The sequence below is a fragment of the Pantoea sp. GM01 genome (assembly GCF_000282675.1).
Classification (GTDB): domain Bacteria; phylum Pseudomonadota; class Gammaproteobacteria; order Enterobacterales; family Enterobacteriaceae; genus Pantoea; species Pantoea nemavictus.
Window position 1 is genome coordinate 235,003 of sequence record NZ_AKIU01000029.1, and the last position, 23,972, is coordinate 258,974.

General features: G+C 57.1%; 21 protein-coding genes. 14 read left to right on the forward strand and 7 right to left on the reverse strand.

What is annotated here, in order from left to right; all coding sequences use genetic code 11:
• Window positions 1-102 precede the first annotated feature (102 nt).
• From PMI17_RS08825 to PMI17_RS08845, 5 genes are all read right to left on the reverse strand, one after another.
• Window positions 103-963: a DeoR/GlpR family DNA-binding transcription regulator gene (locus PMI17_RS08825; RefSeq protein WP_007888381.1), complete on the reverse strand. Its 861-nt coding sequence runs from the start codon at window positions 961-963 to the stop codon at window positions 103-105.
• 159 nt (window positions 964-1,122) lie between these two features.
• Window positions 1,123-2,070: a D-ribose ABC transporter substrate-binding protein gene (locus tag PMI17_RS08830; RefSeq protein ID WP_007888383.1), complete on the reverse strand. Its 948-nt coding sequence runs from the start codon at window positions 2,068-2,070 to the stop codon at window positions 1,123-1,125.
• Between the two features lie 72 nt (window positions 2,071-2,142).
• On the reverse strand, window positions 2,143-3,198 hold the full coding sequence (locus PMI17_RS08835; protein WP_007888390.1) for an ABC transporter permease: 1,056 nt from the start codon (window positions 3,196-3,198) through the stop codon (window positions 2,143-2,145).
• 22 nt (window positions 3,199-3,220) lie between these two features.
• A complete protein-coding gene (locus PMI17_RS08840) occupies window positions 3,221-4,759 on the reverse strand; it encodes a sugar ABC transporter ATP-binding protein (protein WP_007888391.1) in 1,539 nt (512 codons plus the stop codon).
• A complete protein-coding gene (locus PMI17_RS08845) occupies window positions 4,756-5,409 on the reverse strand; it encodes a DUF2291 domain-containing protein (RefSeq protein WP_007888392.1) in 654 nt (217 codons plus the stop codon). The genes PMI17_RS08840 and PMI17_RS08845 overlap by 4 nt, the downstream gene beginning before the upstream one ends.
• A 424-nt stretch (window positions 5,410-5,833) precedes the next feature.
• Between PMI17_RS08845 and PMI17_RS08850 the strand changes: the two genes are divergently transcribed.
• The 4 genes from PMI17_RS08850 to PMI17_RS08865 all read left to right on the forward strand — a co-directional run bounded on the left by PMI17_RS08850 (window position 5,834) and on the right by PMI17_RS08865 (window position 11,098).
• Window positions 5,834-7,381, forward strand: coding sequence for an FGGY-family carbohydrate kinase (locus PMI17_RS08850; RefSeq protein WP_007888396.1), 1,548 nt, complete (start codon window positions 5,834-5,836; stop codon window positions 7,379-7,381).
• A gap of 10 nt (window positions 7,382-7,391) precedes the next feature.
• Window positions 7,392-8,918, forward strand: coding sequence for a glycerol-3-phosphate dehydrogenase (locus tag PMI17_RS08855; protein ID WP_007888397.1), 1,527 nt, complete (start codon window positions 7,392-7,394; stop codon window positions 8,916-8,918).
• 10 nt (window positions 8,919-8,928) lie between these two features.
• Window positions 8,929-9,867 (forward strand): sugar phosphate isomerase/epimerase, encoded by a 939-nt coding sequence (locus PMI17_RS08860; RefSeq protein WP_007888398.1) that lies wholly within the window; start codon window positions 8,929-8,931, stop codon window positions 9,865-9,867.
• A gap of 271 nt (window positions 9,868-10,138) precedes the next feature.
• Window positions 10,139-11,098: a sugar-binding transcriptional regulator gene (locus tag PMI17_RS08865; RefSeq protein WP_081496528.1), complete on the forward strand. Its 960-nt coding sequence runs from the start codon at window positions 10,139-10,141 to the stop codon at window positions 11,096-11,098.
• A 106-nt stretch (window positions 11,099-11,204) separates the two neighbouring features.
• Here the strand turns inward: PMI17_RS08865 and PMI17_RS08870 are convergent, their stop codons facing one another.
• Together PMI17_RS08870 and PMI17_RS08875 are read right to left on the reverse strand one after the other, a co-directional pair.
• Complete coding sequence (locus tag PMI17_RS08870) at window positions 11,205-11,945, reverse strand: DNA-binding transcriptional regulator YciT (RefSeq protein ID WP_007888400.1); 741 nt, start codon at window positions 11,943-11,945, stop codon at window positions 11,205-11,207.
• A 42-nt stretch (window positions 11,946-11,987) separates the two neighbouring features.
• The gene (locus PMI17_RS08875) at window positions 11,988-13,250 is read right to left on the reverse strand and encodes a DUF1479 domain-containing protein (RefSeq protein ID WP_007888402.1); all 1,263 of its coding nucleotides are present in this window, start codon (window positions 13,248-13,250) and stop codon (window positions 11,988-11,990) included.
• A gap of 367 nt (window positions 13,251-13,617) precedes the next feature.
• On the opposite strand from PMI17_RS08875, the gene PMI17_RS08880 reads away from it, so the two are divergent.
• From PMI17_RS08880 to PMI17_RS08925, 10 genes are all read left to right on the forward strand, one after another.
• Window positions 13,618-14,646, forward strand: a complete 1,029-nt coding sequence (locus PMI17_RS08880) for a substrate-binding domain-containing protein (protein WP_007888406.1) — start codon at window positions 13,618-13,620, stop codon at window positions 14,644-14,646.
• Between the two features lie 11 nt (window positions 14,647-14,657).
• Window positions 14,658-16,166 carry a sugar ABC transporter ATP-binding protein gene (locus tag PMI17_RS08885; protein ID WP_007888409.1) on the forward strand — a complete coding sequence of 503 codons (1,509 nt, stop codon included), beginning with the start codon at window positions 14,658-14,660 and terminating at the stop codon, window positions 16,164-16,166.
• Window positions 16,163-17,158, forward strand: a complete 996-nt coding sequence (locus PMI17_RS08890; RefSeq protein WP_007888410.1) for an ABC transporter permease — start codon at window positions 16,163-16,165, stop codon at window positions 17,156-17,158. The genes PMI17_RS08885 and PMI17_RS08890 overlap by 4 nt, the downstream gene beginning before the upstream one ends.
• 13 nt (window positions 17,159-17,171) lie before the next feature.
• Window positions 17,172-18,161 (forward strand): sugar-binding transcriptional regulator, encoded by a 990-nt coding sequence (locus tag PMI17_RS08895; protein ID WP_007888411.1) that lies wholly within the window; start codon window positions 17,172-17,174, stop codon window positions 18,159-18,161.
• Entirely contained in the window at window positions 18,154-19,908 is a 1,755-nt protein-coding gene (locus PMI17_RS08900) for a glycerol-3-phosphate dehydrogenase/oxidase (protein WP_007888412.1), read from the forward strand. The genes PMI17_RS08895 and PMI17_RS08900 overlap by 8 nt, the downstream gene beginning before the upstream one ends.
• A complete protein-coding gene (locus tag PMI17_RS08905) occupies window positions 19,892-20,731 on the forward strand; it encodes a class I fructose-bisphosphate aldolase (protein ID WP_007888413.1) in 840 nt (279 codons plus the stop codon). Before PMI17_RS08900 ends, PMI17_RS08905 begins: the two co-directional genes overlap by 17 nt.
• Window positions 20,732-20,791: 60 nt before the next feature.
• Window positions 20,792-22,276 (forward strand): FGGY-family carbohydrate kinase, encoded by a 1,485-nt coding sequence (locus PMI17_RS08910; protein ID WP_007888415.1) that lies wholly within the window; start codon window positions 20,792-20,794, stop codon window positions 22,274-22,276.
• Window positions 22,277-22,341: 65 nt separating this feature from the next.
• Window positions 22,342-22,671, forward strand: a complete 330-nt coding sequence (locus tag PMI17_RS08915) for a DHCW motif cupin fold protein (RefSeq protein ID WP_007888416.1) — start codon at window positions 22,342-22,344, stop codon at window positions 22,669-22,671.
• Window positions 22,672-22,774: 103 nt separating this feature from the next.
• Window positions 22,775-23,257, forward strand: coding sequence for an antitoxin Xre/MbcA/ParS toxin-binding domain-containing protein (locus tag PMI17_RS08920; RefSeq protein ID WP_007888417.1), 483 nt, complete (start codon window positions 22,775-22,777; stop codon window positions 23,255-23,257).
• Entirely contained in the window at window positions 23,257-23,757 is a 501-nt protein-coding gene (locus tag PMI17_RS08925) for an RES family NAD+ phosphorylase (RefSeq protein ID WP_007888418.1), read from the forward strand. Before PMI17_RS08920 ends, PMI17_RS08925 begins: the two co-directional genes overlap by 1 nt.
• The last annotated feature ends 215 nt before the right edge of the window (window positions 23,758-23,972 follow it).

Consider the following 23,972-nt stretch of genomic DNA (forward strand, 5'->3'; position numbering starts at 1 on the left):
ACCCCTGAATAATTAACAAGAGTGTTAAAGAAACTAAAAAAAGCAATTAAGTCTCGATATATTTAAATAAATGTAAAGAGACGCAGCGTGATAATGCATTGCTTACGATGGAACGTGGCTGGCTATTTTCATCGGTGCCACTACGACGTTGACGCCCAAATCCTGCATACGGCGCAGAATCGGTACCGGCGTGCCCTGATTGACAATCACCACGTCGAATTCACTGAGATGCGCAAAGCGGTGCAGCGCCCGACGTTCAAACTTTGTATCATCCATCATCAAAATGCGTTTCTGCGCCGCATCAAACATCGCGCGTTTAGTTTCTACCGTCTCAGCGGACTGATGGAACACCGCGTCGTCGATAATCGCCGACATGCTGACGAAAAACACGTCGGCGCGCAGGCTGGCAATCTCTTCGCGCGTCATGCGGCCCATAAAGGCATTGCACCAGTGATAAAACTGTCCGCCCAGCCCCATTAAGGTGATATCACGGCCGTTGCGCAGCTCGTTCATTAAGGTTAGCGAGTTGGTGATCACCGTCAGCGGCGCGCGTGCGGCCAGCAGCCGCGCCATCTGCAATACGGTGGTGGAATCATCAAGAAAAATGGCCTGGCCCGGCTCCAGATAAGTCGCGGCCACATCGGCAATGGCCTGCTTCTCTTCCAGCTGGCGCGTGGCACGGTAAATATCACTGGATTCGACGAGGCTGGTTGGCGTGGCTGAAACCACGCCGCGAGATTTATGCAGCAGCCCACGCTCCACCATCTCATCGATATCCCGGTGTGCGGTCATCAAACTGATGCCGAAGCGATCGGTGATATCTTCGATGCGAATCGCCCCTTCAGCCATTACCGCTTCAGCGATCAATTGGCGACGCGCCAGCTGGCGTGCCTGACGGCTATCGCTGGGGAGGGTTTCGGCCATAAAAACGCCAAGGGAAGAGTCCTGCGGGTTGTGCGCCATATTTCATCCGGTTTGAAGCGAAAAGCGGGTTCGGCACTTATTACAGCGTTTAAACAAGGTTTTGGCAAATGACGACAGGTAATGATGATCGCACGTACCGTAGCGGCGCAATTTATTGCGCGATGAATCGCGCCGCTACAGGACTGTGCGCTCTGTAACTTACTGCTTCAACACAAACGGCGAGGCGAAGTTGCCGGCGTTCTCTTTGGTGATCAGGATGCAGTCAAACAGCTGCTTCTCGGATGCGGCACCGGTTTTACCGGTTTTCAGGAAACTGTCCGCCTGCTCTACTGCTTTCTGCGCGAACTGTGCCACCGGCTGCATCACGGTGTAGGCCAGCGTGCCGGCTTTCACGGCGTCAACCGCATCAGGCGATCCGTCAAAGCCGCCAACTTTAATCTGATTCAGCTTGCCCGCCTCTTTCAGTGCAGCAATGGCGCCCAGCGCCATCTCGTCGTTGCCGCTGATCACGCCTTTAATGTTGGGATTGGCCTGCAGCAGCGACTGCATCTTATTGAAGCCTTGGGTACGATCCCAGTTGGCCACTTCCTGGCCGACTTTTTTCAGGGTCGGGTATTGCGTCAATACGGTATCAAAACCGTTGGCGCGGGTGGCGGCATTGTTATCCGATGGCGGGCCAACCAGCTCAACATAGTTCGCGGTATCGCCCACCTGCTTCACCCACTCCATCGCGCCGACCGCGGCGCCCTGGGCGTTATTCGAGACCAGCTGCGCTTTGGCGAGGCCGCTCTGATTAAGCTCGGCGTTAATGATAAACACGGGAATATTAGCGGCGATGGCCTTTTTCACCGATCCGACCGATCCATCGGCGTTAGCCGGGTCGAGAATAATCGCTTTGGATTTGTTGGTGATCGCCGTATCAATCAATTGGCTTTCGGTGTTGGTGTCACCTTTGTGCGCGCTGACTTTGGCGCTGTAGCCGAGCTTTTCAGCGGCCTTTTGCGCCACCTGACCTTCTGTCAGCCAGTAAGGGTTAGAGGGATCGTTAACGATGATGGTCATTAAGCCGTTGTCGGCCCAGGTGGGTGCCGCAAAGGTGGTAATGGCCATCGCCGCAGCAGCGATGAAGAGACGTTTTGTGAACATAGTAGGTGCTCCGTTATTATTGGGGTACAGGTTTTACGGATATCCGCACGCTGCTGAAGCAGCGCGCGTGAATTAGCGAGCGCGCCGCCCGTATTGCAAGGTATTGAGCAATACCGCTAGCACGATCACGGCACCAGTGAACACCGTCTGCCAGTAAGCAGAGACGCCGATAATCACCAGGCCATCAGAGAGAAAACCAATCACGAACGCGCCAAGCAGCGTGCCGCGCACGTTACCGCGTCCACCGGTTAAGGCCGCGCCACCAATCACCACGGCGGCAATTGCCGTTAGCTCATAGGTGGTACCCGCCGTTGGCCCTGCCGAGGTGAGCTGGGAAGAGAGCACCAGCCCGGCTAATGCGGCGCAAACGCCGGACAAAACGTATACGCTGATCTTGATGCGCTTCACCGGCACGCCCGACAGATCGGCAGCACGTTCATTGCCGCCAGAAGCGTAGAGCCAGCGACCAAATGCCGAGCGGCTGAGCAGGAAGCCACAGGCCAGCGCCACCGCGCCGAGTACCAGCACGCCGACCGGGATATTGAAGATGCGGTTGAAGCCAAGCCAGTCGAAACCGGTATTGCCTAACGCTTCGCTGCCAGAGAGTTTGTTGTAAGTCAGGCCGTTGGTGATCAGCAGCGCAATACCGCGCGCCACGTACATGGTGCCAAGCGTAGCGACGAACGCCGGGACGCGGAACCAGGCAATCAGTACGCCGTTGACTAAGCCCACCAGCGCGCCCACCACCAGCGTCAAAATCGCTACCGCCCACACTGGCAGATAGAGCACCACGCCGAGCGCCTCCAGATTGATGCCCTGCATCATAAATCCGGCCATCACGCCCGCCAGACCGAGCGTTGATCCCACCGAGAGATCGATGCCGCCGTTCAGGATCACCAACAGCATGCCAATCGCCGGCAAGCCGAAGATCGCCACATGTGACGCCATGGTAAGAAAGTTGGCGCCGGTAAAGTAGTTAGGCGACAGGAAGGAAAAAGTCGCAATAATCACCAGCAGCGCGATAAAGGCACGCCCTTCCAGTAGCAGGCGCGCCACGTTGAGCTGTTTATCACGCTTTTTTGCTGCGGCCACCGGCGGCGAAGCCAGCGTTTGTGTTCTGTCACTCATCTGTTTTGCTCCGTTTTTCATGTCATGCCACCAGAGACTCGCCTGAAGCGGCCATAATGCGTTCTTTGCTGACTGACGCATCGAAGATGGCGGAGATGCGCCCTTTGCTCATCACCACAATGCGATGCGCAATACTCAGGCACTCGCCCACTTCCGACGTGGTATACACCACCGCCAGCCCTTTTTTGGCGTTCTCCGCCAGCAGGCGAAACACTTCCGCTTTAGCGCCGATATCGATGCCGCGACTCGGTTCATCCAGCAAAATCACCTTAGGACGGGTGGCGAGCATCTTGCCGATCACCACTTTTTGCTGATTACCGCCGGAGAGCGACCCAATCGCCGCTTCGCCGCCGGCGGTTTTCACCGTGACATTGCGAATATTGTCGTTAACCAGCTGCTTTTCACGACTTCTCGACAGCACCAGGCCACGTACAAAGTCGCCGATGCTGGCGAGCGACAGGTTCTCGCCCACCGACATGGTTTGCACCAGGCCGTCGCGTTGCCGATCTTCCGGCACCAGCGCCAGCCCGATTTGAATGCGTTGTGAAATGGTCAGTGCGGAAATATCGGTATCCTGCAGCAGAATCTGCCCGCTGTTTTGCGGCAGACGTCCGGCGATGCACTCCAGCAGCTCGGTGCGTCCGGCGCCCATCAGGCCATAAATGCAGACGATCTCACCGGCCCGTACCGCCAGTGACAGGTTGTCCACCAGCCGGATGCCGGTTTTACTCTTCAGCGTGAGATCTTTTACCGTCAACGCCGGTTGGCCGAACTCATAACCCTGCGGCGGCGAGCCAAGATCAAAATGGTCGCCCACCATATTGCGCACGATCCATTCGAGGTCGATCTCATCGCGTTTGGCATACGCCGTCATCGCACCGTCACGCAGCACCACCGCGCGGTCGGTAATCTCCAGCGCTTCTTCCAGGTGGTGCGAGATATAGACAATCGCCACGCCCTGGCTGGTTAAATCGCGAATCACCTGGAACAGTACCGCTACCTCTGCCGCGCTCAGCGCCGACGTTGGTTCATCCATGATTAAAATCTGTGAGTTCACCGATAGCGCGCGGGCAATTTCGACAATCTGCTGCTGACCGAGACGCAGGTTTTCTACCGGCGTAAGCGGATCGATCTCCTCTTCCAGCGCCGCCATCAGGTGCGCCGTCACGCGCGCCTCTTCAGCGTAATCGACGCCGCCTGGCTTCATGATTTCGCGCCCCATAAAGATGTTGTCGCGCACGTTCATATTTGGCGCGAGGTTGAGCTCTTGATGGATAATCGAGATGCCGCAGTCACGCGCTTCAGTGGCGGATCGAAACGTTTTCTCTTCGCCGTGTAGTAGAATTTCCCCGGTTGTTGGCGTAATCACACCAGACAAAATTTTCATCAGCGTCGATTTACCCGCGCCGTTTTCACCAAACAGCGTGGTCACTTCGCCACGACGAATCTCGAAATTGACGCCCTTCAGCGCGTGCGTGGAGCCGTAAATTTTGCTGATGTTGCGCGCCTGCAGGATCACCTCGCCTTTTAGCAAGGCAGGATTAACATTGAACGGTTTCATTTCACCTCCATGCTTACCGGCGTCACCATCCAGTTTTTCGCGTTGAGCAGACGGAACACGCCGACTACCTGCACGGTTTTCCCCGGCAGCGCGTCGCGATCCAGCGGGTCGAGCACGGCGGTTTTCATTGCGCGATTAATGGCTGAACCGGCATTTTGATACTCGATTTGGTTAGTGAAATCGCCGAACTGAATCTTGCCGCTGGCGTCACGCAGATCGGTGCCGGTAATCGCCGGACCGGTTTGCAGTCGCACCTGCATATCCCCCGCTAATCCGTCGATTTTCAGCGGGAAAATGCCCATCTGACCCGCCTGCACTACGCCTTGCAGTTTTACCGCGAACACCGGCAGCGGCGCCCCTACGCCATATTTCTGCACTGCGTCCTGCTGATTAGCCTGTAGCGCATCGGCCAGGGTTTTCGCGTCTACGGCACGTGACTGCACATCCTGCTGAATGGTTGGGAAGGTTTTCTGGCCGTAGCTGTCGGGTGAAAAGCCCTGCTCTTGCGCGTCATCAGCGGAGCCAATTTTCACCACTTTGGTGTCGAGCGCCATCGCACTGATAACGGCGATCACCACAATGCCTATCGCCGCGTAGCGCTTAACCCGCTTACGGGCAATCTGTTGAGCCAGTATCGAGACATCGGACATAACGTGACCTCTCAAGCTATCAGCTGCGATAATCGCGCCGATAATGTTATAAATGTGATAACTTGTGTGATGAGAATTGTGCTGATGTGACTAAATTGTCAACAGCTGACGCGCAATTTTTTCAGGAGAGCGATCTGGATCGCTTAATTGATGCCGGTCGCGTCACAAACCGCTATTTCCGCGCCTTGTATAGCTTTTCCACCTGATATTTCATTTTCATTTACTCGCCTACATCGCTCATTTCGTGATCGACTTCGCTTTCTCGTGTGAAATTTATTCGTTTTTTAGAAAAATAATACAATCGATATGTTATCTCAGTGGGAAGTGGTGTAAGACATTATTTAGCAAAATCATCACAGACCGTTAACACCTTGCGGGGTGATTAACGGCGATGAACTGAACTCTTCTTCTCTCGGAGGTGTACGTGGATAGTGGCGATATCATTCTGGGTCTGGATTCCGGCACCTCGGTAGTGAAAGCGGTGGCGTTTGATCTGGAAGGCACGCAGCTGGCATGCGCATCGGTACGAAATAGCTATTACCGCAGTGAAGGCGGCGCAGCGCAGCAGTCGATGACGCAAACCTGGCAGGATGCGGTGACGGCGATACGCAAGTTGGGCGATCGGGTGGAAAATCTGGCGGCGCGCGTGGTCGCTGTCGCGGTGACCGCCCAGGGCGACGGTAGCTGGCTGGTGGGCGCGAATAATCAGCCGGTTGGCGATGCATGGATTTGGCTGGATGCGCGCGCGGCACCGACGGTAGAGAGACTGAATCAGCAGCCGTTAGCCGCCGCACGCTTTAGCGCCACCGGCACCGGGCTCAATACCTGCCAGCAGGGATCGCAGCTGGCGCATATGGATCGCTTCTACCCCGAGCTACTGGCAAACAGCGAAGTGGCGCTGCACTGCAAAGATTGGCTGTATCTCAATCTCACCGGCATTCGCGCCACCGATCCTTCGGAGGCCAGCTTTACCTTTGGCAACTTCCGCCACCAGCGCTATGACGATCAGGTGATAGCCGCACTGGGACTTGAGCATCGTCGCACGCTGCTGCCAGACATTATCGAGGGTACGCAAACCACGCATCCACTCACCGCCGCAGCCGCACAGGCCACCGGATTACGCGCCGGCACACCGATCTGCCTTGGCTATGTCGATATGGCGATGACAGCACTCGGCGCGGGCGTGCATACCGGTGAAGCCAATACCGCCTGCTCGATTGTCGGTTCCACCGGCGTGCATCTGCGCAGCGTCACCATCGATGAGGTGTGGCTTAATCCGGCGCAAACCGGCTATGTGATTCCGCTGCCGTGGCCGGGTTGTGTCACTCAGGTGCAAACCAATATGGCGTCCACGCTTAATCTCGATTGGCTGTTAAACCTCGCCAGCGAGCTGCTGAACAGTTTTGGCTGCGAAATCGATCACGCGCGTTTAGTCGGACATATCGATCGCTGGCTCAACGCCGCGAAGCCCGGCAGCCTGCTCTATCACCCCTATATTTCGATTGCCGGTGAGCGTGGACCCTTTGTGAATGCCGAGGCGCGCGCCAGTTTTACCGGACTGAGTTACACCCACAACTTTGGCGATCTGGTGCGTGCGGTGATCGAAGGTATCGGCATGGCGGCCCGCGATTGCTATCAGGCAATGGGCAGCCTGCCGGGCGAAATTCGCTTAACCGGCGGCGCGGTGCGTTCACAGCCGCTACGGCAGATCCTTTCGGCCTGTATTGGCGCACCGGTGCGTATCAGCCAGCGCGAAGAAGCTGGCGCGGCGGGTGCCGCCATGATGGCGGCGGTGGCGATTGGGGCTTACCCATCGATGGAGAGCTGCGTCAAAACCTGGGTGATGCCGTTACTCGATGCGCCCGAAGCGCCCTCGGCCGATTTGCAGCAGCGTTATAACCAGCTTTTCCCCACCTATCAGCAGATGCGTAACGATCTTCCTGCCGCCTGGCACGCGCTAAAACAGTTTTAAGGAGTAAATCATGAGTGAACACATGCTGGATCTATTTGTGATTGGTGGCGGTATCAACGGGGCAGGTATTGCGCGCGATGCCGCCGGACGCGGTTTAACGGTGATGATGTGCGAGAAAGATGACCTTGCGCAGGGCACCTCATCGCGCTCTGGCAAGCTGGTGCACGGCGGGCTGCGTTATCTCGAGTATTACGAGTTTCGGCTGGTGCGCGAGGCGCTGATTGAGCGGGAAGTTTTGCTTAACGCGGCACCGCACATTATCTGGCCGATGCGCTTTGTTTTGCCGCACAGCCCCAGCGATCGCCCGGCGTGGCTGGTGCGCCTTGGGCTGTTTCTCTATGACCACCTTGGCGGGCGTCAGAAATTACCGGGCACGCGTTCGCTGGATTTACACCGCGATCCGGAAGGTGCGCCGCTGCTGGATAGCTATCAAAAAGGTTTCGAATACTCCGATTGCTGGGTGGACGACGCACGTCTGGTGACGCTGAATGCGCTGGATGCCGCCGAGCGCGGTGCCACCATTCTGCCGCGCACGCGCTGTGTCGCAGCCACGCGGCATCACGGCAAGTGGGAGATCACGCTACAGGATGCCAGCGGCGCGTCACGCACCGTGTTTGCCAAAGTGCTAGTGAATGCCGCCGGGCCGTGGGTGCTGGATATCGTCAATCAGGTCACCCACACCAAAAGCAACCGCAATGTGCGCCTGGTGAAAGGCTCTCACATTATCGTGCCGAAATTCTGGGAAGGTCAGCAGGCTTACCTGGTGCAGAACACGGATAAACGGGTGATTTTCATTAACCCGTATGAAGGCGACAAAGCGCTGATCGGCACCACCGATATTCCGTGGCAAGGCAAAGCGGAAGCGGTTACCGCTGACGACAGCGAGCAGCAATATCTCATCGATGTGGTCAATCGCTACTTCAAGGTAAAACTGCGCGCCAGCGATGTGATCACGCGCTTCTCCGGCGTACGTCCGCTGTTTGATGATGGCAAAGGCAACCCGTCGGCCGTCACGCGTGATTATGTATTCGACCTCGACGATCAGCAAAACGCCCCGCTGCTGCATGTATTTGGCGGCAAGATCACCACCTTCCGTAAGCTGGCCGAGCACGCGATACAGAAGCTGGCACCCTACTTCCCGAACATGGGCGCCGACTGGACGCGCGCCGCCACCTTGCCGGGCGGCGATATGCCCAATGCCGATTTCGACAGTTTCTTAGAGCAGATAAAGGCGCGCTGGCCGTGGCTGCCACAGCCGCTGCGTAAGCACTATGCGCGGTTGTACGGCACGCGCATCGATAAGTTGATCGGTCATGCCAATGCGCTGAGCGATCTGGGGCGTCACTTTGGTGGGCAACTGTTTGAGGCCGAGGTGCGCTATCTGGTGGAAAACGAGTGGGCGCAACAGCCGGAAGATGTGTTGTGGCGCCGCACCAAACATCAGTTGCACCTGAATGACGCACAGCAGCAAGCCTTCACGCAGTGGTTCAACGCGACCTTCACTGCCGCCGCGCCGCTGCGGGCACACGCTGGATAAGAGGTGAACCATGCCGTTAACGCTATCACTGAATACCAACCCGCTGGTGAACCGCTTTGCCGATCCGCAGGATTTGATCGCTACCGTGGCGCAGCAGATTCGCATCCGTGATCTGCAGCTCACGCATGAGTTCATCAATCCCGGCTGGCCTGCCGCCACCATCACCCGCATGACACGGCGTATGCAGCAGGCGCTGCGCGCTACTGGCGTGCGCGTGACCTCGGGAATGACCGGGCCGTATGGCCGCCTCAACCATTTTGGCCACCCTGATGTTGAAGTGCGCCGCTATTACGTCAACTGGTTCAAAACCTTCGCCGATATCACCGCCGAACTGGGCGGTGACGCGGTGGGGTCGCAGTTTGCCATCTTTACCCAGCAAGATTTCAACCATGTTGCACGCCGCGAAGCGCTGATTGATATCGCCATAGAGTGCTGGGCTGAGGTGGCTGAGCATGCCAAAGCCGCCGGTTTGAAATACCTGTTCTGGGAGCCAATGAGTATTGGACGCGAGTTTGGTGAAACCATTCCGGCCTGTTTAGCGCTGCAACAGCGCCTGAGCGCGCACGCTTTCGCGCTGCCAATGTGGATGATGGCGGACATCGATCACGGCGATGTGACCTCCGCCGACCCGCGCGACTTCGATCCCTACGCATGGGCGGAAGCGGTGCCGCGTTACTCGCCGATCATTCACATTAAGCAGAGCATGCTGGATAAAGGCGGACACAGACCTTTTACATTGCAGTACAATGCCGGCGGCCGCATTCAACCGCAGCCGCTGCTGGACGCGCTGGCGCGCGGCGGCGCGCAGGATAATGAAATCTGTCTTGAATTGAGCTTCAAAGAGCGCGAGCCGACGGACAGCAAGGTGGTGGCAGAGATTGCCGAGAGCGTTGCCTTCTGGGCGGGGCATATTGATACCGGGGTGCAGGATCTGCATTTAGCGGAGTGATGGGATGTGCGCACTGATGTGCGCGCTGTCCCTCATCCCAACCTTTTCCCGCCAGCGGGAGAAGGAGCCAATCGAGCATGCCACAGCAGACAGTTCCCTCTCCCGCTGGCGGGAGAAGGAGCCGATCGAGCAGGCCGCAGCAGACAGTTCCCTCTCCCGCTGGCGGGAGAAGGAGCCAATCGAGCAGGCCGCAGCAGACAGTTCCCTCTCCTGCTGGCGGGTGAGGGGAAAACGCACATCACCCAACCATAACCAACCACAGGCACACATGATGAAAACGGCTTCAACCTCGACTGAACGCGACGAATCTCTGGCCCTGCGTGCCGCCTGGCTGCACTACGTCGGCGGTTTGACGCAGGCTGAGGTGGCGAAACGGCTCGGCCTGCCGTCGGTGAAAACCCATCGCATGATTGCGCGCATGGTGGCAGAAGGCGCGGTAAAAGTATCGATTGATGGCGATATCGTCGCCTGCGTGGCGTTAGAAGATCGACTGCGCGCGCAGTTCGGCTTGAACTTCTGCCACGTCGCGCCCGACCTCGGCGAGGAGGGCTTGCCGGTGCGCGCATTAGGCATGGCGGGCGCGGATTACCTGCGTAACCTGCTTACGTCATCCCCCTCCACCACCCTGGGTCTCGGACATGGCCGCACCCTTTCCGCCGCCATCCATCAGCTGCCGCGCATCGACGCACCGCATATGCGTTTTGTCTCGCTGCTCGGTTGTTTAACCCGCAACTACGCACTGAATCCGCATGATGTGATGCATCGCATCGCCGAGAAAACCGGTGCGCAGGCCTACATGATGCCGGTCCCTTTTTTCGCCAACACGCAGGAAGATCGTGACGTTTTGCTGGCGCAGCGCGGTGTAAGTGAAGTGTTTGCCATGGCGGCGCAAAGTGAAGTCAAACTGGTGGGCATCGGGACGGTGGAACCTGCCGCTCAGCTGGTGGAAGCCGGTATGATCGATGAAGCCGAGATTAATGACATCTCCTCTTCCGGCGCGGTGGGTGAATTACTGGGGCATTTCTTTGATGCTAAAGGACAGATGATCCACACCAGCCTGACGGCGCGCACCCTATCGGTGGAGCTGGATCTGGCACATCGCGCTGAGATTGTGGCGCTAGCCGGCGGTGCCAGCAAAGTCGCAGCGATTCGCGCGGTGCTGGCCAGCGGATTGGTTACCGGTTTGATTACTGATGAAATGACGGCGCAGGCGCTGATTTCGTCATTTTAACCTCAATGTTCTCTGTATGGTACATATAAGGCCTATACGTACTGTACAGCGAACATCCTACTCACTATTTTTCACTTGAATGACACACGAAATGATGGGTTCATAGTTAAATCAAATTCAGCGCCACACCCTGCGCGCGCAGCGCCTTTTGATAGGCGGCATCCAGTTCGGCATCGGTGATAAGCGTGTTAAACGGCTGCGTCGGGGCAAGCGCAAACGGGTGGATCTGACCAAATTTCGATGAATCAGTCAGCGCGATGGTGTGCGTCGGCTTTTCCATAATGGCATTCACCACGTCACAGCGCAGCATGTCGCGACCGGTAAAGCCGGTGACACTATCCCAGCCATCAATGCCGATAAACGCCTTGTGGAAATTCAGATGTTGAATACATAAACGCGTCAGCGGCCCCACCACCGATTCGCTGCTTTTTTGAAAAAGACCGCCGAGGATAATCACATCGCCACCCTTTTCACGCAGCAATCCGGCGATGTAGTGGCTCACGGTGATGATGGTGATATCGCTGCGATCGCTCAGTTCGCGTGCCAGCAACGCATTGGTGCTGCCGCCTTCAATGAACACCGTTTCACCGCTGTTCACCAACGACGCAGCGTGCTCTGCCAGACGCTTCTTCACCGCAAAGCGGGTCTGCATGCGCGCGCCCACATCATCGCTTTCTGCCGCCACGGCAGAACCGTGCACGCGGCGCAGAAAGCCGCCTTTCTCCAATAGATTGAGGTCCTGACGCACGGTCACTTCCGATACGCCGGTGGTTTGCGCCAGCTCATTGACACTGACGCTGCCGCGTTCACTAACCAACTGGATAATTTGCTGATGACGTGCGTTCATAACACCCGCTACTGAAAGATTTTTGCCAAGCTTACCAGAAATTTAGCGCAATCCCAGACTGCGGCGCCCATTGGCATTCAGCGCATCGAGCGTGAAACGATCGCGCCACTGGGTTTCATAATCCTCCTGTGGAAAATCACCTGGCGAAGCCCCGCTGGCCAGCGCCTGTGCCACTTTGCTGGCGTAGGCGGCGTTTTTCTCACACAGCGGCGCAGCGGGGATGTACATCACATTGCCCCAGCCTTGCTGATCGTCAACTGGTGCAACCGAATGGATCACGTCACAGTGCCACCACACCGAATCGCCGGCTTGCAGCGCGGGAATCGAGCATAACCCCTCAATCAACTCAGGATGCCACTGCGCAGAAACCGGCAGCACTTTACCCGGCGCAACGCCGCACAGTTCATCCTCCGGCACATCCTTCAGCAGCGGACGCAGCAGCAAATAGGCCATCGCTTCTGGTACCGGCACCACATGCAACAGGCCCTGCCCAATCTGCATATCTGACAGCGCGGTCCAGCCCTGGAAGGTGCGGAATGCCGAGCATTTGGTGGTGGTGCCAGATTGGTATTCATTCACTTCGGTGCGGTGTGCGGCATCCCACGCATCGTATTGATCAAACTGATGGGTGAAGATTTTGCTGAACACCTGCTGATAAGCCGGCAGCAGCCAGCGCTCCAGCGCGCCGGAATCGGTATGTGCGCCGAGCCCCTTCGAGGTGGTGCCAGGCAAACGGCGGCGAATGCGATCGGGATAGATAATGCTGACGTCTGGCTCGAACCAGCGTGTACCGCGCGACTCAAACTTCCACAGGCGATTGAGAAAGGATTGTGTCTGCGCCATAGCGTCACTTTGGCGCGCTGACATTTGTGCCTCGCTCCAGTAAATCGGATAGATTTCCGGGCGTGAAGCCTCAAGATTACCGAAGAAGTTATCACCTGGGCCTTTATAGACGTTGTCGAAATCGTTGTCATCGAGGTACTTGAGCATCGATTCATCCCACGCCAATGCTTGATCGCGGCTGAAGGTCTGTTTGACCACCACACAACCGCGCCGACGAATATGATCCTTCACCTCTTCGCTGATACGCCCGGCAGCGATATCTTCCTGGCTAATCTGCGGCCAGGCTGAACCGTATTGCGCTTCTTCTGCACGCGCTGCCGCTATTTCGCTGACGATTTTCGCTCTGACTTGTTCAAACAGCCCTTCTACATCGCCGATCTGCTCTCTGAGCACTTTTTTCATCTGGCGAACGTTTTGTTTGAAATCATCAGGTTGTTGCAATGAAGTGAACGTTGTATTCATTTGCTGCTCCGATTTGTTGGCTTGATTGCTTCATTCGAAACTTAATTAAGCTTCATTCATAACAAATGGGCAGCACTTAACAATCACGCAACCTCAAAATATCGATGAAGGTCACATTAAAAAGATTGGATAGATTTCATATGAAAGTTTTGGTTTTAGCCGGGAGCAATGGGCAATTAGTGAACACAATCACAACTACGAAACAATTCATTAACCATAAATTGATCTTTCCCGCGCCAGCTTTTATACATTGTGAAAATTATTTCACGCATTAGAAATAATTTTCAATTTCGCCCCGGCTCGTTTTTCCGCGTTTTGTTGTCACGGCTGAGCCATACACATTCAGCGTCAGTTCCGGGGAAAAAACATGAAAAAAATCACCGCACTTCTCGCCAGTTTATGTTTAGCGAGCAGTTTCACCAGCACCGTAAGCGCCGCTGATGACGCGCCTCAATTTCGCTGTAAGCCCGGCGAAACCTACTACATGAACGTGATGGTAACCGGTGTTGAATACTGGTTCCCGGTGTATGAAATGTTTAAACAGGCAGCGCACCAGCTCGGTTGTAAAACCGTTTACGGTGGAACGCCGGCTTATGACGTTAACCAACAGCTCTCCAGCTTTGAGCAGATCCTGGCGCAAAAACCCGCCGGCATCTTTCTGCATCCAATGAATCCCGATCCCTTTATTGAGCCGATTAATCGTGCCGCCGAAATGGGTATTCCGGTCGTTACCTTCGCCGCCGATTCGCCTAACAGCAAACGCGTGGGTTATATCACCTCAGACAACTTCCGCGAAGGGAAAGCTGCCGCTGATGAACTCGGCAAGGCGATGGGCAAAGGCGCCGAGTTTGCGGTGCTGGAAAACCCGGGTCAGGATAATCACGATCGCCGCGTTAGCGCCTTTATCAATGAAATGAAAACCGCCTTCCCGGATAGCAAACTGGTCGCGCGCGCCGCCACCAATCAGGATCCTTCTAAGGCCTATAACGCCGTACTCTCGATGCTGCAGGCCAATCCCAACCTGAAGGGTATCTTTATGCCGGAAGCCAGTTCGGCGATTGGTGCCGCTCAGGCGGTCGCGGAAAATGGCGGCAAAGTGAAAGTGATGACCGTCGATGTTAACGCCAAGGTGCTGGATATGATCAAAAGCGGCGAGGTGTTTGGCGCCATCAACCCGAATCAGGGCATTCAGGGTTACATGGGCTTTATGACGCTTTTCCTCGCCGCCCATCCTGAACTGATCGATCCCATGAATGATGCCAAACGCACCGGCACCAATCCCTTCGCCTTCCCGATCCTCGATAACGGCTACGCGGTGGTGACAAAAGAAAATGCTGACGATTTCCGCTGGGATGCCTATCTGAAACGCCGTGGTACCAAAGGCATCAACGAGTAAAGGTGACGATCATGACGGCACTACTGGAATTGCGCGGCATCAGTAAAAGCTTTGGCGCGGTGCGGGCTTTACAGGGCGTGGATCTCACCCTGCGCGCCGGTGAAATTCATGCGCTGGCCGGCGAGAACGGCGCGGGTAAATCGACGCTGATGAATATCATTGATGGCATTTTGCGTCCGGACGGCGGCGAGATATTGCTGGAGGGTAAGGCGGTGACCATCCGTTCGCCGCGCGAAGCGCAACAGCTGGGTATTGGTTTGGTGCATCAGGAAATTGCCTTGTGCCCGGATATCAGCGTGTACGAAAACATCTGGATGGCGCACGCCGCCAGCCAGCGTGGCGTGCTGATGCCGCATAAAGCGCTGCGTGAAAAGGCCCAACAGGTGATGAACCGCCTGGCGCCGATAGCGGTAACCCGCAAGGTCGGCGAGCTCTCTCTGTCGCAGCAGCAACTGGTGGAGATTGCCAAAGCGTTGACGCTCGATTGCCGCCTGCTGATTCTGGATGAACCCACTGCCGCATTGACCGAGCCGGAAGCCCAGACGCTGTTTACCATTGTGCGCCAACTGCAGGCGCAAGGGATCGCGGTGGTGTATATCAGCCATCGCATGGCGGAAATTTTTGCGCTGTGCCAGCACATCACCATCCTGCGCGATGGCCGCACCGTACACAGTGCGACGCTGCAGAGTATGACGCCCGATGAGGTGATTACCCGGTTGGTCGGACGTGAACTGTCGCAGCTCTATCCAGATAAACGTCCGGTTAGTGCGGCGTCGCCGTTGCTGGAAGTGCGCGAACTGGGCGATGGCAAACACTTCCACGATATCCAGTTTGATCTGCGTCCCGGTGAAATTCTCGGTATTGGCGGATTGATGGGCGCCGGACGCAGTGAAATCGCGCAGGGAGTTTGTGGTTTGTTGCCAACCAAACGCGGCGTAATCCGGATTAAAGGCGAAGCGGTAACGCTGCGCAATTACGCCGCCAGCATCGCACAGCGCATGGTCTATTTATCGGAAGATCGCAAAGATGCCGGACTGTTTCTGGCGATGCCAATCGAATGGAATATCTCGGCGCTGGATATCAATGCGGTGAGTCATCATCGGCTGCTGCTCAGTCCGCGCCGCGAGCGGCAGCAGGCTGAAGCGCTGGCACAGCAGGTGAAACTGAAGCATGGCAAGTTGAGCGATCCGGTCTCTTCGCTGTCGGGCGGTAATCAGCAAAAAGTGGCGCTGGCGCGCGTGCTCTCGGTGCAACCGGAAATTGTGTTTCTCGACGAGCCAACGCGCGGTGTGGATGTCAGCGCCAAGGCGGAAATCTATAGCATTCTCGCCAAACTGGCGGCGAACGGTGTGGGTCTGGTGGTGATTTCGTCGGAGCTACCTGAGTTAATTGGCCTGTGCGATCGCATCATCGTGATTCATGAAGGGCGCATCAGCGGCGAAGTGGCGGGTGCAGCCATGACAGAACAGAACCTGATGCGGCTCGCCGCTGGCATCATTCCCGAAGCGGAGGCCGTATGACCATGAATACCACCCTGCCCACCCTGCAAAAATCCCGCTGGTCGCTGTTCGGCGGCATACATAAGCAGCGCGAAGTGGGATTGATTGTCATCATCGCGCTGATCTTCGTGGTGATGAGCTTTACCTCGCCCTACTTTCTCACCTGGGCCAACATGAAGGCGATGTTGCTGTCGTTTTCCATTGAAGGCATCGTCGTCATCGGCATGACCATTTTGCTGATTGTCGGCGGTATCGATCTCTCCGTTGGTGCGGTGGTTTGTCTTTCGATGGTGGTCGCCGGACAGTTGTTCCTGAGCGGCATCGATCCCTGGCTGGCAAGCCTGGGCGGCATTGGCGCGGCGGCGCTGGTCGGTTTGCTGATGGGATTAACCGTGACCAAAATCGGCCTCAGCCACTTTATCGCGTCGTTAGCGGCGATGGTGATTGTGCGTGGCCTGTGCATGATTGTGACTCAGGGCACGCCGCTCTCACTCTTTACTCTGCCCGTGAGTTTCAAATTCATCGGCCAGGGCGCGATCTGGGGCATTCCGTTTGTCATCGTGCTGTTTTTTGTCCTGGTTGCGTTGTTTGACGTCCTGCTGCGCAAAGCCACTCTTTTTCGCAAAGTCTTTTATACCGGCAGCAACGAACGTGCCGCCGCCTACTCCGGCATTAATATCAATCGCATCAAACTGTGGGTCACGGTACTGACCTCAACGCTCGCCGGTGTGGCTGGCATCATCTATATGGCGCGGCTCGGCTCGGCCACGCCCACCTTTGGTGTCGGCATGGAGCTGAATGTTATTGCGGCGGCGGTGATTGGCGGCGCCAGCCTGAAAGGCGGCACCGGATCGATTCTCGGCGCGGTACTGGGTGTGGCGCTGCTGTCGATTGTGACCAGCTCGCTGATTTTAATTAACGTTTCCGTTTACTGGCAGGAGCTGATCAAAGGTCTCATCCTGCTAGCGGCGGTGTCCATCGATCACTTACTGAATAAATACCGTGCTGCATAAGGACTTATCGCCCATGGAATTTGCTAGCGAACATCCCGCGTTTCATAGTGCGCGTCAGATTTACCAGGTACTGGTGATGTATTACCTCGACGGTAAGAAGCAGTCAGATATCGCGGTGGAGACCGGCCTGTCGGTGGCCAGCGTCAATCGGCTGATTCGTCAGGGTAAAGAGAGCGGTATGGTGGAGATCACCATCAAATCACCGTGGCTGTCTGCGCACCAGCTGGAGAGCGATCTGGCCGCGCTCGGCCAGCTGCAACAGGTGGTGGTCGCGCCCAACGTGGCGCGCAGCGAGGATCATAGCCTGCAGATGGTTGGCGCGGCGGCGGCAGAGTATCTGCTTTCACGCCTAAAGGATGGTGATGTGATTGCCATCACCGGTGGCAAAGGCGTCAGCGCGTTAGTTGACGCCCTGCAGCCGACGCGCAAATACGACGTGCAGGTGGTGCCTGCCCTGGGTTGCGTGCAAGGCAAACACTACACCGATGTTAATCATGTGGCATCGGAAATGGCCGCGCGGCTTGGCGGGCACGCCTGGCAGATCCACGCCCCGCTGTTTACCGATTCTGCCGACGAACGCGACATGCTGATGGGCATCAGCGCCGTCGAACAGGTGCTGGATAAAGCGCGCAATGCCACGCTGGCGGTGGTGGGATTAGGATCGATTCATAGCGACAGTTCCAGCTATTACGATCTCAACCTGGCGGCACGCCACGCTTCGGCCAGCATCGAAACCAGCGGTGCGCGCAGTGAACTGTTAGCCTGGCTGCTGGATGCCAACGGCCAGCCCGCCCCGTTTGACGCCAACCGTCGTTTAGTCGGACTGACCTTGCCCGAACTGCAGCGCATTCCCTTTTCCATGGCCGTGGTGGCCGGGCGTGACAAAGTCGACCCGATTCACTGCGCCCTGCACGGTCAGTGGCTGCAAGGGATAGTCACTGATGAATCCACTGCGGCTGGCGTACTGGAACTGGCCATCAGCCGAGGAGCGAACCATGAGTAATAGGCAAACGCGCGAACAGCGTCTGAGCGCCCTGCGCCAGCGGTCTTCCACGCCGGTATTGATTGTCGGCGGCGGCATTAACGGCATCAGTACCTTCCGTGAACTGGCGCTGCAAGGTATTCCGGCGATTCTGGTGGAGAAAGGCGACTGGTGCCAGGCGGCCAGCGGTGCGCTGTCGCGCATGATCCACGGTGGATTGCGTTATCTGGAAACCGGCGAGTTTACGCTGGTGAAAGAGTCGGTTACCGAGCGCGATCGCCTGTTAAAAAATGCCTCGCACTATGTCTTTCCGCTGCGCACCACGGTGCCGATCGACAATCTCGCGGGGGGGTTAATCAACGCCACGCGCCGCTTTCTGCGCCTCAGTGATAAACCCACGCGGCGCGGTGCATTGCTGATTAAAACCGGGCTCAGCCTGTACGACATCTACACCCGCCAGTATGGTTCGATGCCGAAGCATCAGGTGCGTAATGAAGCCGCCACGCGCGATCGCTGGCCGGGATTCGCGCCCTGGGTGAAATACAGTGCCAGTTACTACGATGCGTGGATCAGCGCGCCGGAACGTCTGGGATTTGAGCTCATTGATGATGCTGAAAAGGCGTGTCCGGATGCGCTGGCGCTCAACTATCTGCAGCTGGTCAGCGCCGAGGGTGAAACCGTGGTGTTGCAGGATGTGCTAAGCGGCGAGCGCTTTCGCCTGCAACCGCACGTGCTGGTGAATGCCGGTGGCGCGTGGATCGATCGGCTCAATCAACGACTCTCTGCTCGCGACGACCTGCCGAAGCTGATTGGCGGCACCAAAGGATCGCATCTGATCCTCGATCATCCGGAGCTGCTGCATATGCTGGATGGCGAAATGGTCTACTTCGAAAATCAGGAAGGCCGGGTCTGCATCATGTTCCCGTGGTTCGGCAAGGTGCTGGTGGGTTCAACCGATATCCGCGTTGACGATCCTGATGCGGTGGTGTGTGAAGAGGATGAAAAGGCCTATATTCTCGACTCGCTGCGCTTCGTCTTTCCGCAGGTTGAAGTGCCTGATTCCGCCATTGTTTACACCTTCTGCGGCGTGCGTCCGCTGCCTGCCAGCGATGCCAAACTCAACGGCCAAATCTCGCGTAATCACTCAATAGTGATGCTGCCGCCCGACGTCAATCGCGCCTGGAGCACGCTGTGTCTGGTGGGCGGCAAATGGACCACTTTCCGCCAGTTCGGTGAAGAAGCGGCGGATCGGGTGTTACGTCTGCTGGGGGAAAAGCGCCAGCTCTCCAGCGGCGAGGTGCCGATTGGCGGTGGCCGTGACTTCCCGCAACCTTCAGAGCAAACGCCGTGGCTGGCTCAGCTGGCGCAGCGTTTTGCCGTGCCGCTGCCGCGCGTCAGGCAGTTGGCTAAACGCTACGGCAGCCGCGCCGTGCCGCTGCTGGCGCTGATTCAGCAGCACGGCGAGCAACCGCTGCAGCATCATGCGGCGTACAGCGACCTCGAACTGCGCTATCTGATTGAGCACGAGCAGGTGTGCCAGTTGGAAGATCTGCTGGTGCGCCGCACCTCGCTGGCGATTTGCGGTGAACTCAACGCGCCGCTGGTGCAGGAAATTGCCCAGTTAATGGCGACCACGCTGGGCTGGAGCGACACCGAACGCGCGCAGCAGCTGCAACGCGGCTGTAACAATCTGGCGCGTTTACACGGCCTCACCGGTCTTTACCCCACCGTTTTTCAGGAGGAAACACCCCATGTCAGTCACCAATAAAGTGCGCATGCATCGCCTGTTGCAACACGGCAAATGTCTGGATGTGGCGATCGATCATGGCATCGCCAACGAGCCGGATTTTCTTATCGGGCTGGAGAATATAGAGGCAGTGATGGATAACCTGATCGCCGCACAGCCGGATGCGATTCAGGTGAATTACGGCCAGGCCGATTTGCTGCAGCGCGTCGCCGGGCGCAAACCGGCGCTGGTGATGCGCACCGATGTCGGCAACGCCTACAACGCCGCGCGCCATCGTGAAATGTGGGCGGTGCTGCACAATCCCGATGAGCCGATTCTCGCCGCGCTGCAGATGGACGCCGCTGCGGTGGTGGTGAATCTCTATCTGATCTCCGATGAGCCGGGTATTTTCCGCATGTGCGTCGAGAATATTGGCCGCCTGCGCCAGGCGTGCGATCGCTATGGCATGCCGCTGATGATTGAACCGCTGGTAATGGCGCCCGCCGGGCAAGGCGCGGCGTATGGATCCCTTGGCGATGTGGAGAAGATTGTGCCGCTGGTACGCCTGGCGCGTGAGCTGGGTGCGGATATCATCAAAGCCGATCCCACCGAACACGTGGAAGATTTCCATCGCGTGGTCGAAGCGGCGCGCTGCCCCACGCTGGTACGCGGCGGCGGCAAAGGCGAGCTGGCGGGCGTGCTGGCAAAAAGCGCTGCGCTGATGGCGCAAGGTGCCAGCGGCATGGTGTATGGCCGCAACGTTTATCAGCACGATAATCCGTCACGCGTGGTGAAAGCGCTGATGGCGATTATTCATCAGGGTGCCAGCGGCCAGGACGCACTGGAAATCTATCAGCAGGGTTAAGCCTTACCTGCACCGGCGCTTAAGCGGTGCGCCGTCTTCGCGAATGGAACGGAGTCGGATATGAAGATAGTCGGTATTGATGCCGGAAACACCATGATCAAAGCGGTGCTGTTTGATCTCAGCGGGCGCGTATTGTCCGTTGCCGAGTGCGCTGGCGAAACGCATCGGCCGCAGGAAGGTTACGCCGAACGGCCAGTCGCGGATATCTGGCATGGCGTTAGCGATGCCGTGAGCCGCTGTTTGCAACAGGCAGGAACGCCAGCGAGTGATGTGATCGCGGTGGGCGCTGCCGGCCACGGCAACGGCTTGTACGCGCTGGATAAACAGCAGCAGCCGCTGTTTGGTATTCAGTCTATCGATCATCGCGCCAGTGAAACGGTGCAGGCGCTGGAAAGCAGCGGCGCAGACCAGCGCATTTACCAGATTTCACTGCAAAAACCCTGGCCCGCGGCCACGCCGGTTTTGATCAGCTGGATCAAGCAGCATCAGCCCGAACGCTGGGCGCAGATCGGCCATTTACTCTGCGCCAAAGACGTTATCGCCCATTTCCTCAGTGGTGCCATTAGCGCAGATTATTCGGATGCGGCCGGTGCCGGTTTGATTGATTATCGCCAACGGGGTTACAGCCGTGAACTGCTGGCGCTGTACGGCATCGAAGAAGCCCTCGCCCTGTTACCCGCACTGCGTGAATCTTGTGAGGTGGTCGGCCATGTCACCGCACGGGCAGCTCAGCTCACCGGTTTACCCGCCGGCATTCCGGTGGTGGCCGGTATTTTCGATGTGGTGGCCAGCGCGGTGGGTTCGGGCGTGGTTAACAGCGGCGAAGCATCGATTGTGGCAGGCACCTGGAGCATCAATCAGGTGGTGGTGGATAAACCTGATTATCTGCGTCCGGTGTTTATGAATTCGATTATTGAAACGGATCGCTATATGGCGATTGAAGCCAGCGCCACGTCAGCGGCCAATCTGGACTGGTTCCTGCGTGAATTCGACGACGGTCGCAGCGGTCAGGGCGCCGCGCGCAGCAGCGATATCGTGGCCCACGTGCAACCGAATGTGCAGCTGCCGCTCTATCATCCTTACCTCTATTCCGGGCGCAAATCGGAACCGGCAAAAGCCGGATTTTACGGTCTTGGCGGCTGGCATACGCGTGCCGATATGCTGTTCGCGCTATTTGAAGGCGTGACCTTTGCGCATCGGGCGCATATCGATCGCTTGCGTGCGGCCGGCATTCCGTTTACCCATGCGATTTTGTCCGGCGGCGCGGCGCGCAGCTGTATCTGGCCGCAGATGTTTGCCGATGTGTTGGGCATTCCTATCCGCGTGGCAGAGTGCAAAGAGACCGGTGCGCTGGGCGCCGCCTTGTGTGCCGGGGTGGGCGTCGGCGCATGGCGTAATCTCGCCGCAGCCGCGCAGCAGGCGGTGCAGATCAATCCTGGCGAACTGCTGCCGCGTGCGGAACGTTTTGCGTTCCATGACTCGCGCTATCGGGTGTTTAAAAAGCTGGAGCTGGCAATGCGCGAGATGTGGCAGGAAGCCAGTTGATTTTACTGGCTAATATGGCCGCTGGCTGCTAATCATGGATGCCTTAATATCATTAGGGTATCCGCATGCAAATCGATCAGCTTCCTTTTGGCATCACCACCTGGGACGACATCGCACCTGAAACGCATCCCGGCGAACAGGGCTTTGCGCTGTGGCGTACCCAGCGCTTCGGCGATATTCGCGTGCGCATGGTCGAGTATTCAGCGGGGTATCTGGCGGATCACTGGTGCAGTAAAGGACATATTTTGCTGTGCCTGCAGGGTGAAATGGTGACCGAGCTGGATGATGGACGCACCTTCACCTTAACCGCTGGCGTCAGTTACCAGGTTGCGGACAATGCGGAAGCACATCGCTCCTCAACGACTCAGGGCGCAACGTTATTTATTGTGGATTAATCGCCGTTTATTTTTACGCGTGGACAAAAAATGACAACCGCTGTGCAGTGCTGTACACTTGAACTATCAAAATGTTCAAATGAACATTGCACAGGAGGTTGTTATGACAACTGCATCCCCTTTCAATCACGGCAATGCCGCGCGCGTCTTTGACCCGACGCTGATCCAGCACGTCCATCAATCCTTTATGGATCAGATGGGCTTGCCACGCAATCCGCTGAAAGCACACCAGCTGATAACCGAGGGCCTGGATGTCGCTATTGTTGAACGCGCTGCCACGGTGCTCAAAGCGACGCCGCTCGACGTTGCCCAAATGGTTTCAATCGATCGCAATACCTATCGTCGTCGTGAGAAAGCCGGTTCGCAGCTCTCCGTCGAGCAAGGCGCGCGGGTTTATCAGGTGTTCGAAATTCTGGATGCTGTACTGCAATTGTTTGCGGGCGACGTTGACGCCGCAATGAACTGGATGTATCAACCTGCACTGGCACTGGATGATGCCTTGCCCATGGATATGCTCAGCACGCCCGCCGGGTGTGATGCGGTGTTAACGCTGATTGGCCGTCTGGAACACGGAGTGATTGTGTAATGACGCAACGGAAGGAACCGGATGCTCCCTACCGACTGTTTTATCGTTTAGTGAAAGAAGAGTACGCCAGCGAGGCGTTTAGCGGCGCTGGCGCAGAAAAATGGGGCGGCCGCTGGAATCCGCCCGGCATTAAAACGGTTTACCTCAGCAGCTCAAAGGCGCTCGCCACGCTCGAACTGGTGGTGCATACGGGCAAAGCCATGCTGGAGAAGAGTCGCTTTGTGATCTTTACCGTGCCGATTCCGGAGAGCGAAATTATGGCGCTGGACAGCAGCAAACTGCCCAGCGACTGGCACAAATATCAGCAGCAGGAAGAGACACAGGCGATTGGCGCGGCATTTCTCAATCTGGAGAGTAAATTGCCTCTGCTGCTGACGGTGCCGAGCATTTTGACCGGTGAAGACAATGCCATTTTGCATCCCGATCACCCCGCCGCTGCAGCCCTTATCGCCCAGGCCACTTCAGCGCCCTTCACGCTTGACCGGCGAATTAAAGCCTAACTACATGCGCACCCTACCTGCTGGTACGGCTTTCGTAGGGTCGCCGTTCATGGCGTAATGCACGTTAGTTAAGCAGCGTACTGGCTCTGCGGGGGTTCCGCCCGCTATGCATATGGCAGTTTCAGAATGTGTGAAGCCGGCGGCCGGGCTAAGGTCCGAAGGCGCGGACCTTAGCAATCCGCGCCTGCGCCGTCCTCGCTGTTCCCTCGCTTATC

Bases quoted from the DNA above. Each gene is read 5' to 3' on its own strand.
- PMI17_RS08865 (WP_081496528.1), top strand. From the start codon at position 10,139: ATGAAAACGGCTTCAACCTCGACTGAACGCGACGAATCTCTGGCCCTG.
- PMI17_RS08825 (WP_007888381.1), bottom strand. From the start codon at position 963: ATGGCGCACAACCCGCAGGACTCTTCCCTTGGCGTTTTTATGGCCGAA.
- PMI17_RS08875 (WP_007888402.1), bottom strand. From the start codon at position 13,250: ATGAATACAACGTTCACTTCATTGCAACAACCTGATGATTTCAAACAA.
- PMI17_RS08840 (WP_007888391.1), bottom strand. From the start codon at position 4,759: ATGAAACCGTTCAATGTTAATCCTGCCTTGCTAAAAGGCGAGGTGATC.
- PMI17_RS08860 (WP_007888398.1), top strand. From the start codon at position 8,929: ATGCCGTTAACGCTATCACTGAATACCAACCCGCTGGTGAACCGCTTT.
- PMI17_RS08890 (WP_007888410.1), top strand. From the start codon at position 16,163: ATGACCATGAATACCACCCTGCCCACCCTGCAAAAATCCCGCTGGTCG.
- PMI17_RS08915 (WP_007888416.1), top strand. From the start codon at position 22,342: ATGCAAATCGATCAGCTTCCTTTTGGCATCACCACCTGGGACGACATC.
- PMI17_RS08845 (WP_007888392.1), bottom strand. From the start codon at position 5,409: ATGTCCGATGTCTCGATACTGGCTCAACAGATTGCCCGTAAGCGGGTT.
- PMI17_RS08900 (WP_007888412.1), top strand. From the start codon at position 18,154: ATGAGTAATAGGCAAACGCGCGAACAGCGTCTGAGCGCCCTGCGCCAG.
- PMI17_RS08855 (WP_007888397.1), top strand. From the start codon at position 7,392: ATGAGTGAACACATGCTGGATCTATTTGTGATTGGTGGCGGTATCAAC.
- PMI17_RS08870 (WP_007888400.1), bottom strand. From the start codon at position 11,945: ATGAACGCACGTCATCAGCAAATTATCCAGTTGGTTAGTGAACGCGGC.
- PMI17_RS08925 (WP_007888418.1), top strand. From the start codon at position 23,257: ATGACGCAACGGAAGGAACCGGATGCTCCCTACCGACTGTTTTATCGT.
- PMI17_RS08920 (WP_007888417.1), top strand. From the start codon at position 22,775: ATGACAACTGCATCCCCTTTCAATCACGGCAATGCCGCGCGCGTCTTT.
- PMI17_RS08905 (WP_007888413.1), top strand. From the start codon at position 19,892: ATGTCAGTCACCAATAAAGTGCGCATGCATCGCCTGTTGCAACACGGC.
- PMI17_RS08880 (WP_007888406.1), top strand. From the start codon at position 13,618: ATGAAAAAAATCACCGCACTTCTCGCCAGTTTATGTTTAGCGAGCAGT.
- PMI17_RS08835 (WP_007888390.1), bottom strand. From the start codon at position 3,198: ATGAGTGACAGAACACAAACGCTGGCTTCGCCGCCGGTGGCCGCAGCA.
- PMI17_RS08910 (WP_007888415.1), top strand. From the start codon at position 20,792: ATGAAGATAGTCGGTATTGATGCCGGAAACACCATGATCAAAGCGGTG.
- PMI17_RS08895 (WP_007888411.1), top strand. From the start codon at position 17,172: ATGGAATTTGCTAGCGAACATCCCGCGTTTCATAGTGCGCGTCAGATT.
- PMI17_RS08830 (WP_007888383.1), bottom strand. From the start codon at position 2,070: ATGTTCACAAAACGTCTCTTCATCGCTGCTGCGGCGATGGCCATTACC.
- PMI17_RS08885 (WP_007888409.1), top strand. From the start codon at position 14,658: ATGACGGCACTACTGGAATTGCGCGGCATCAGTAAAAGCTTTGGCGCG.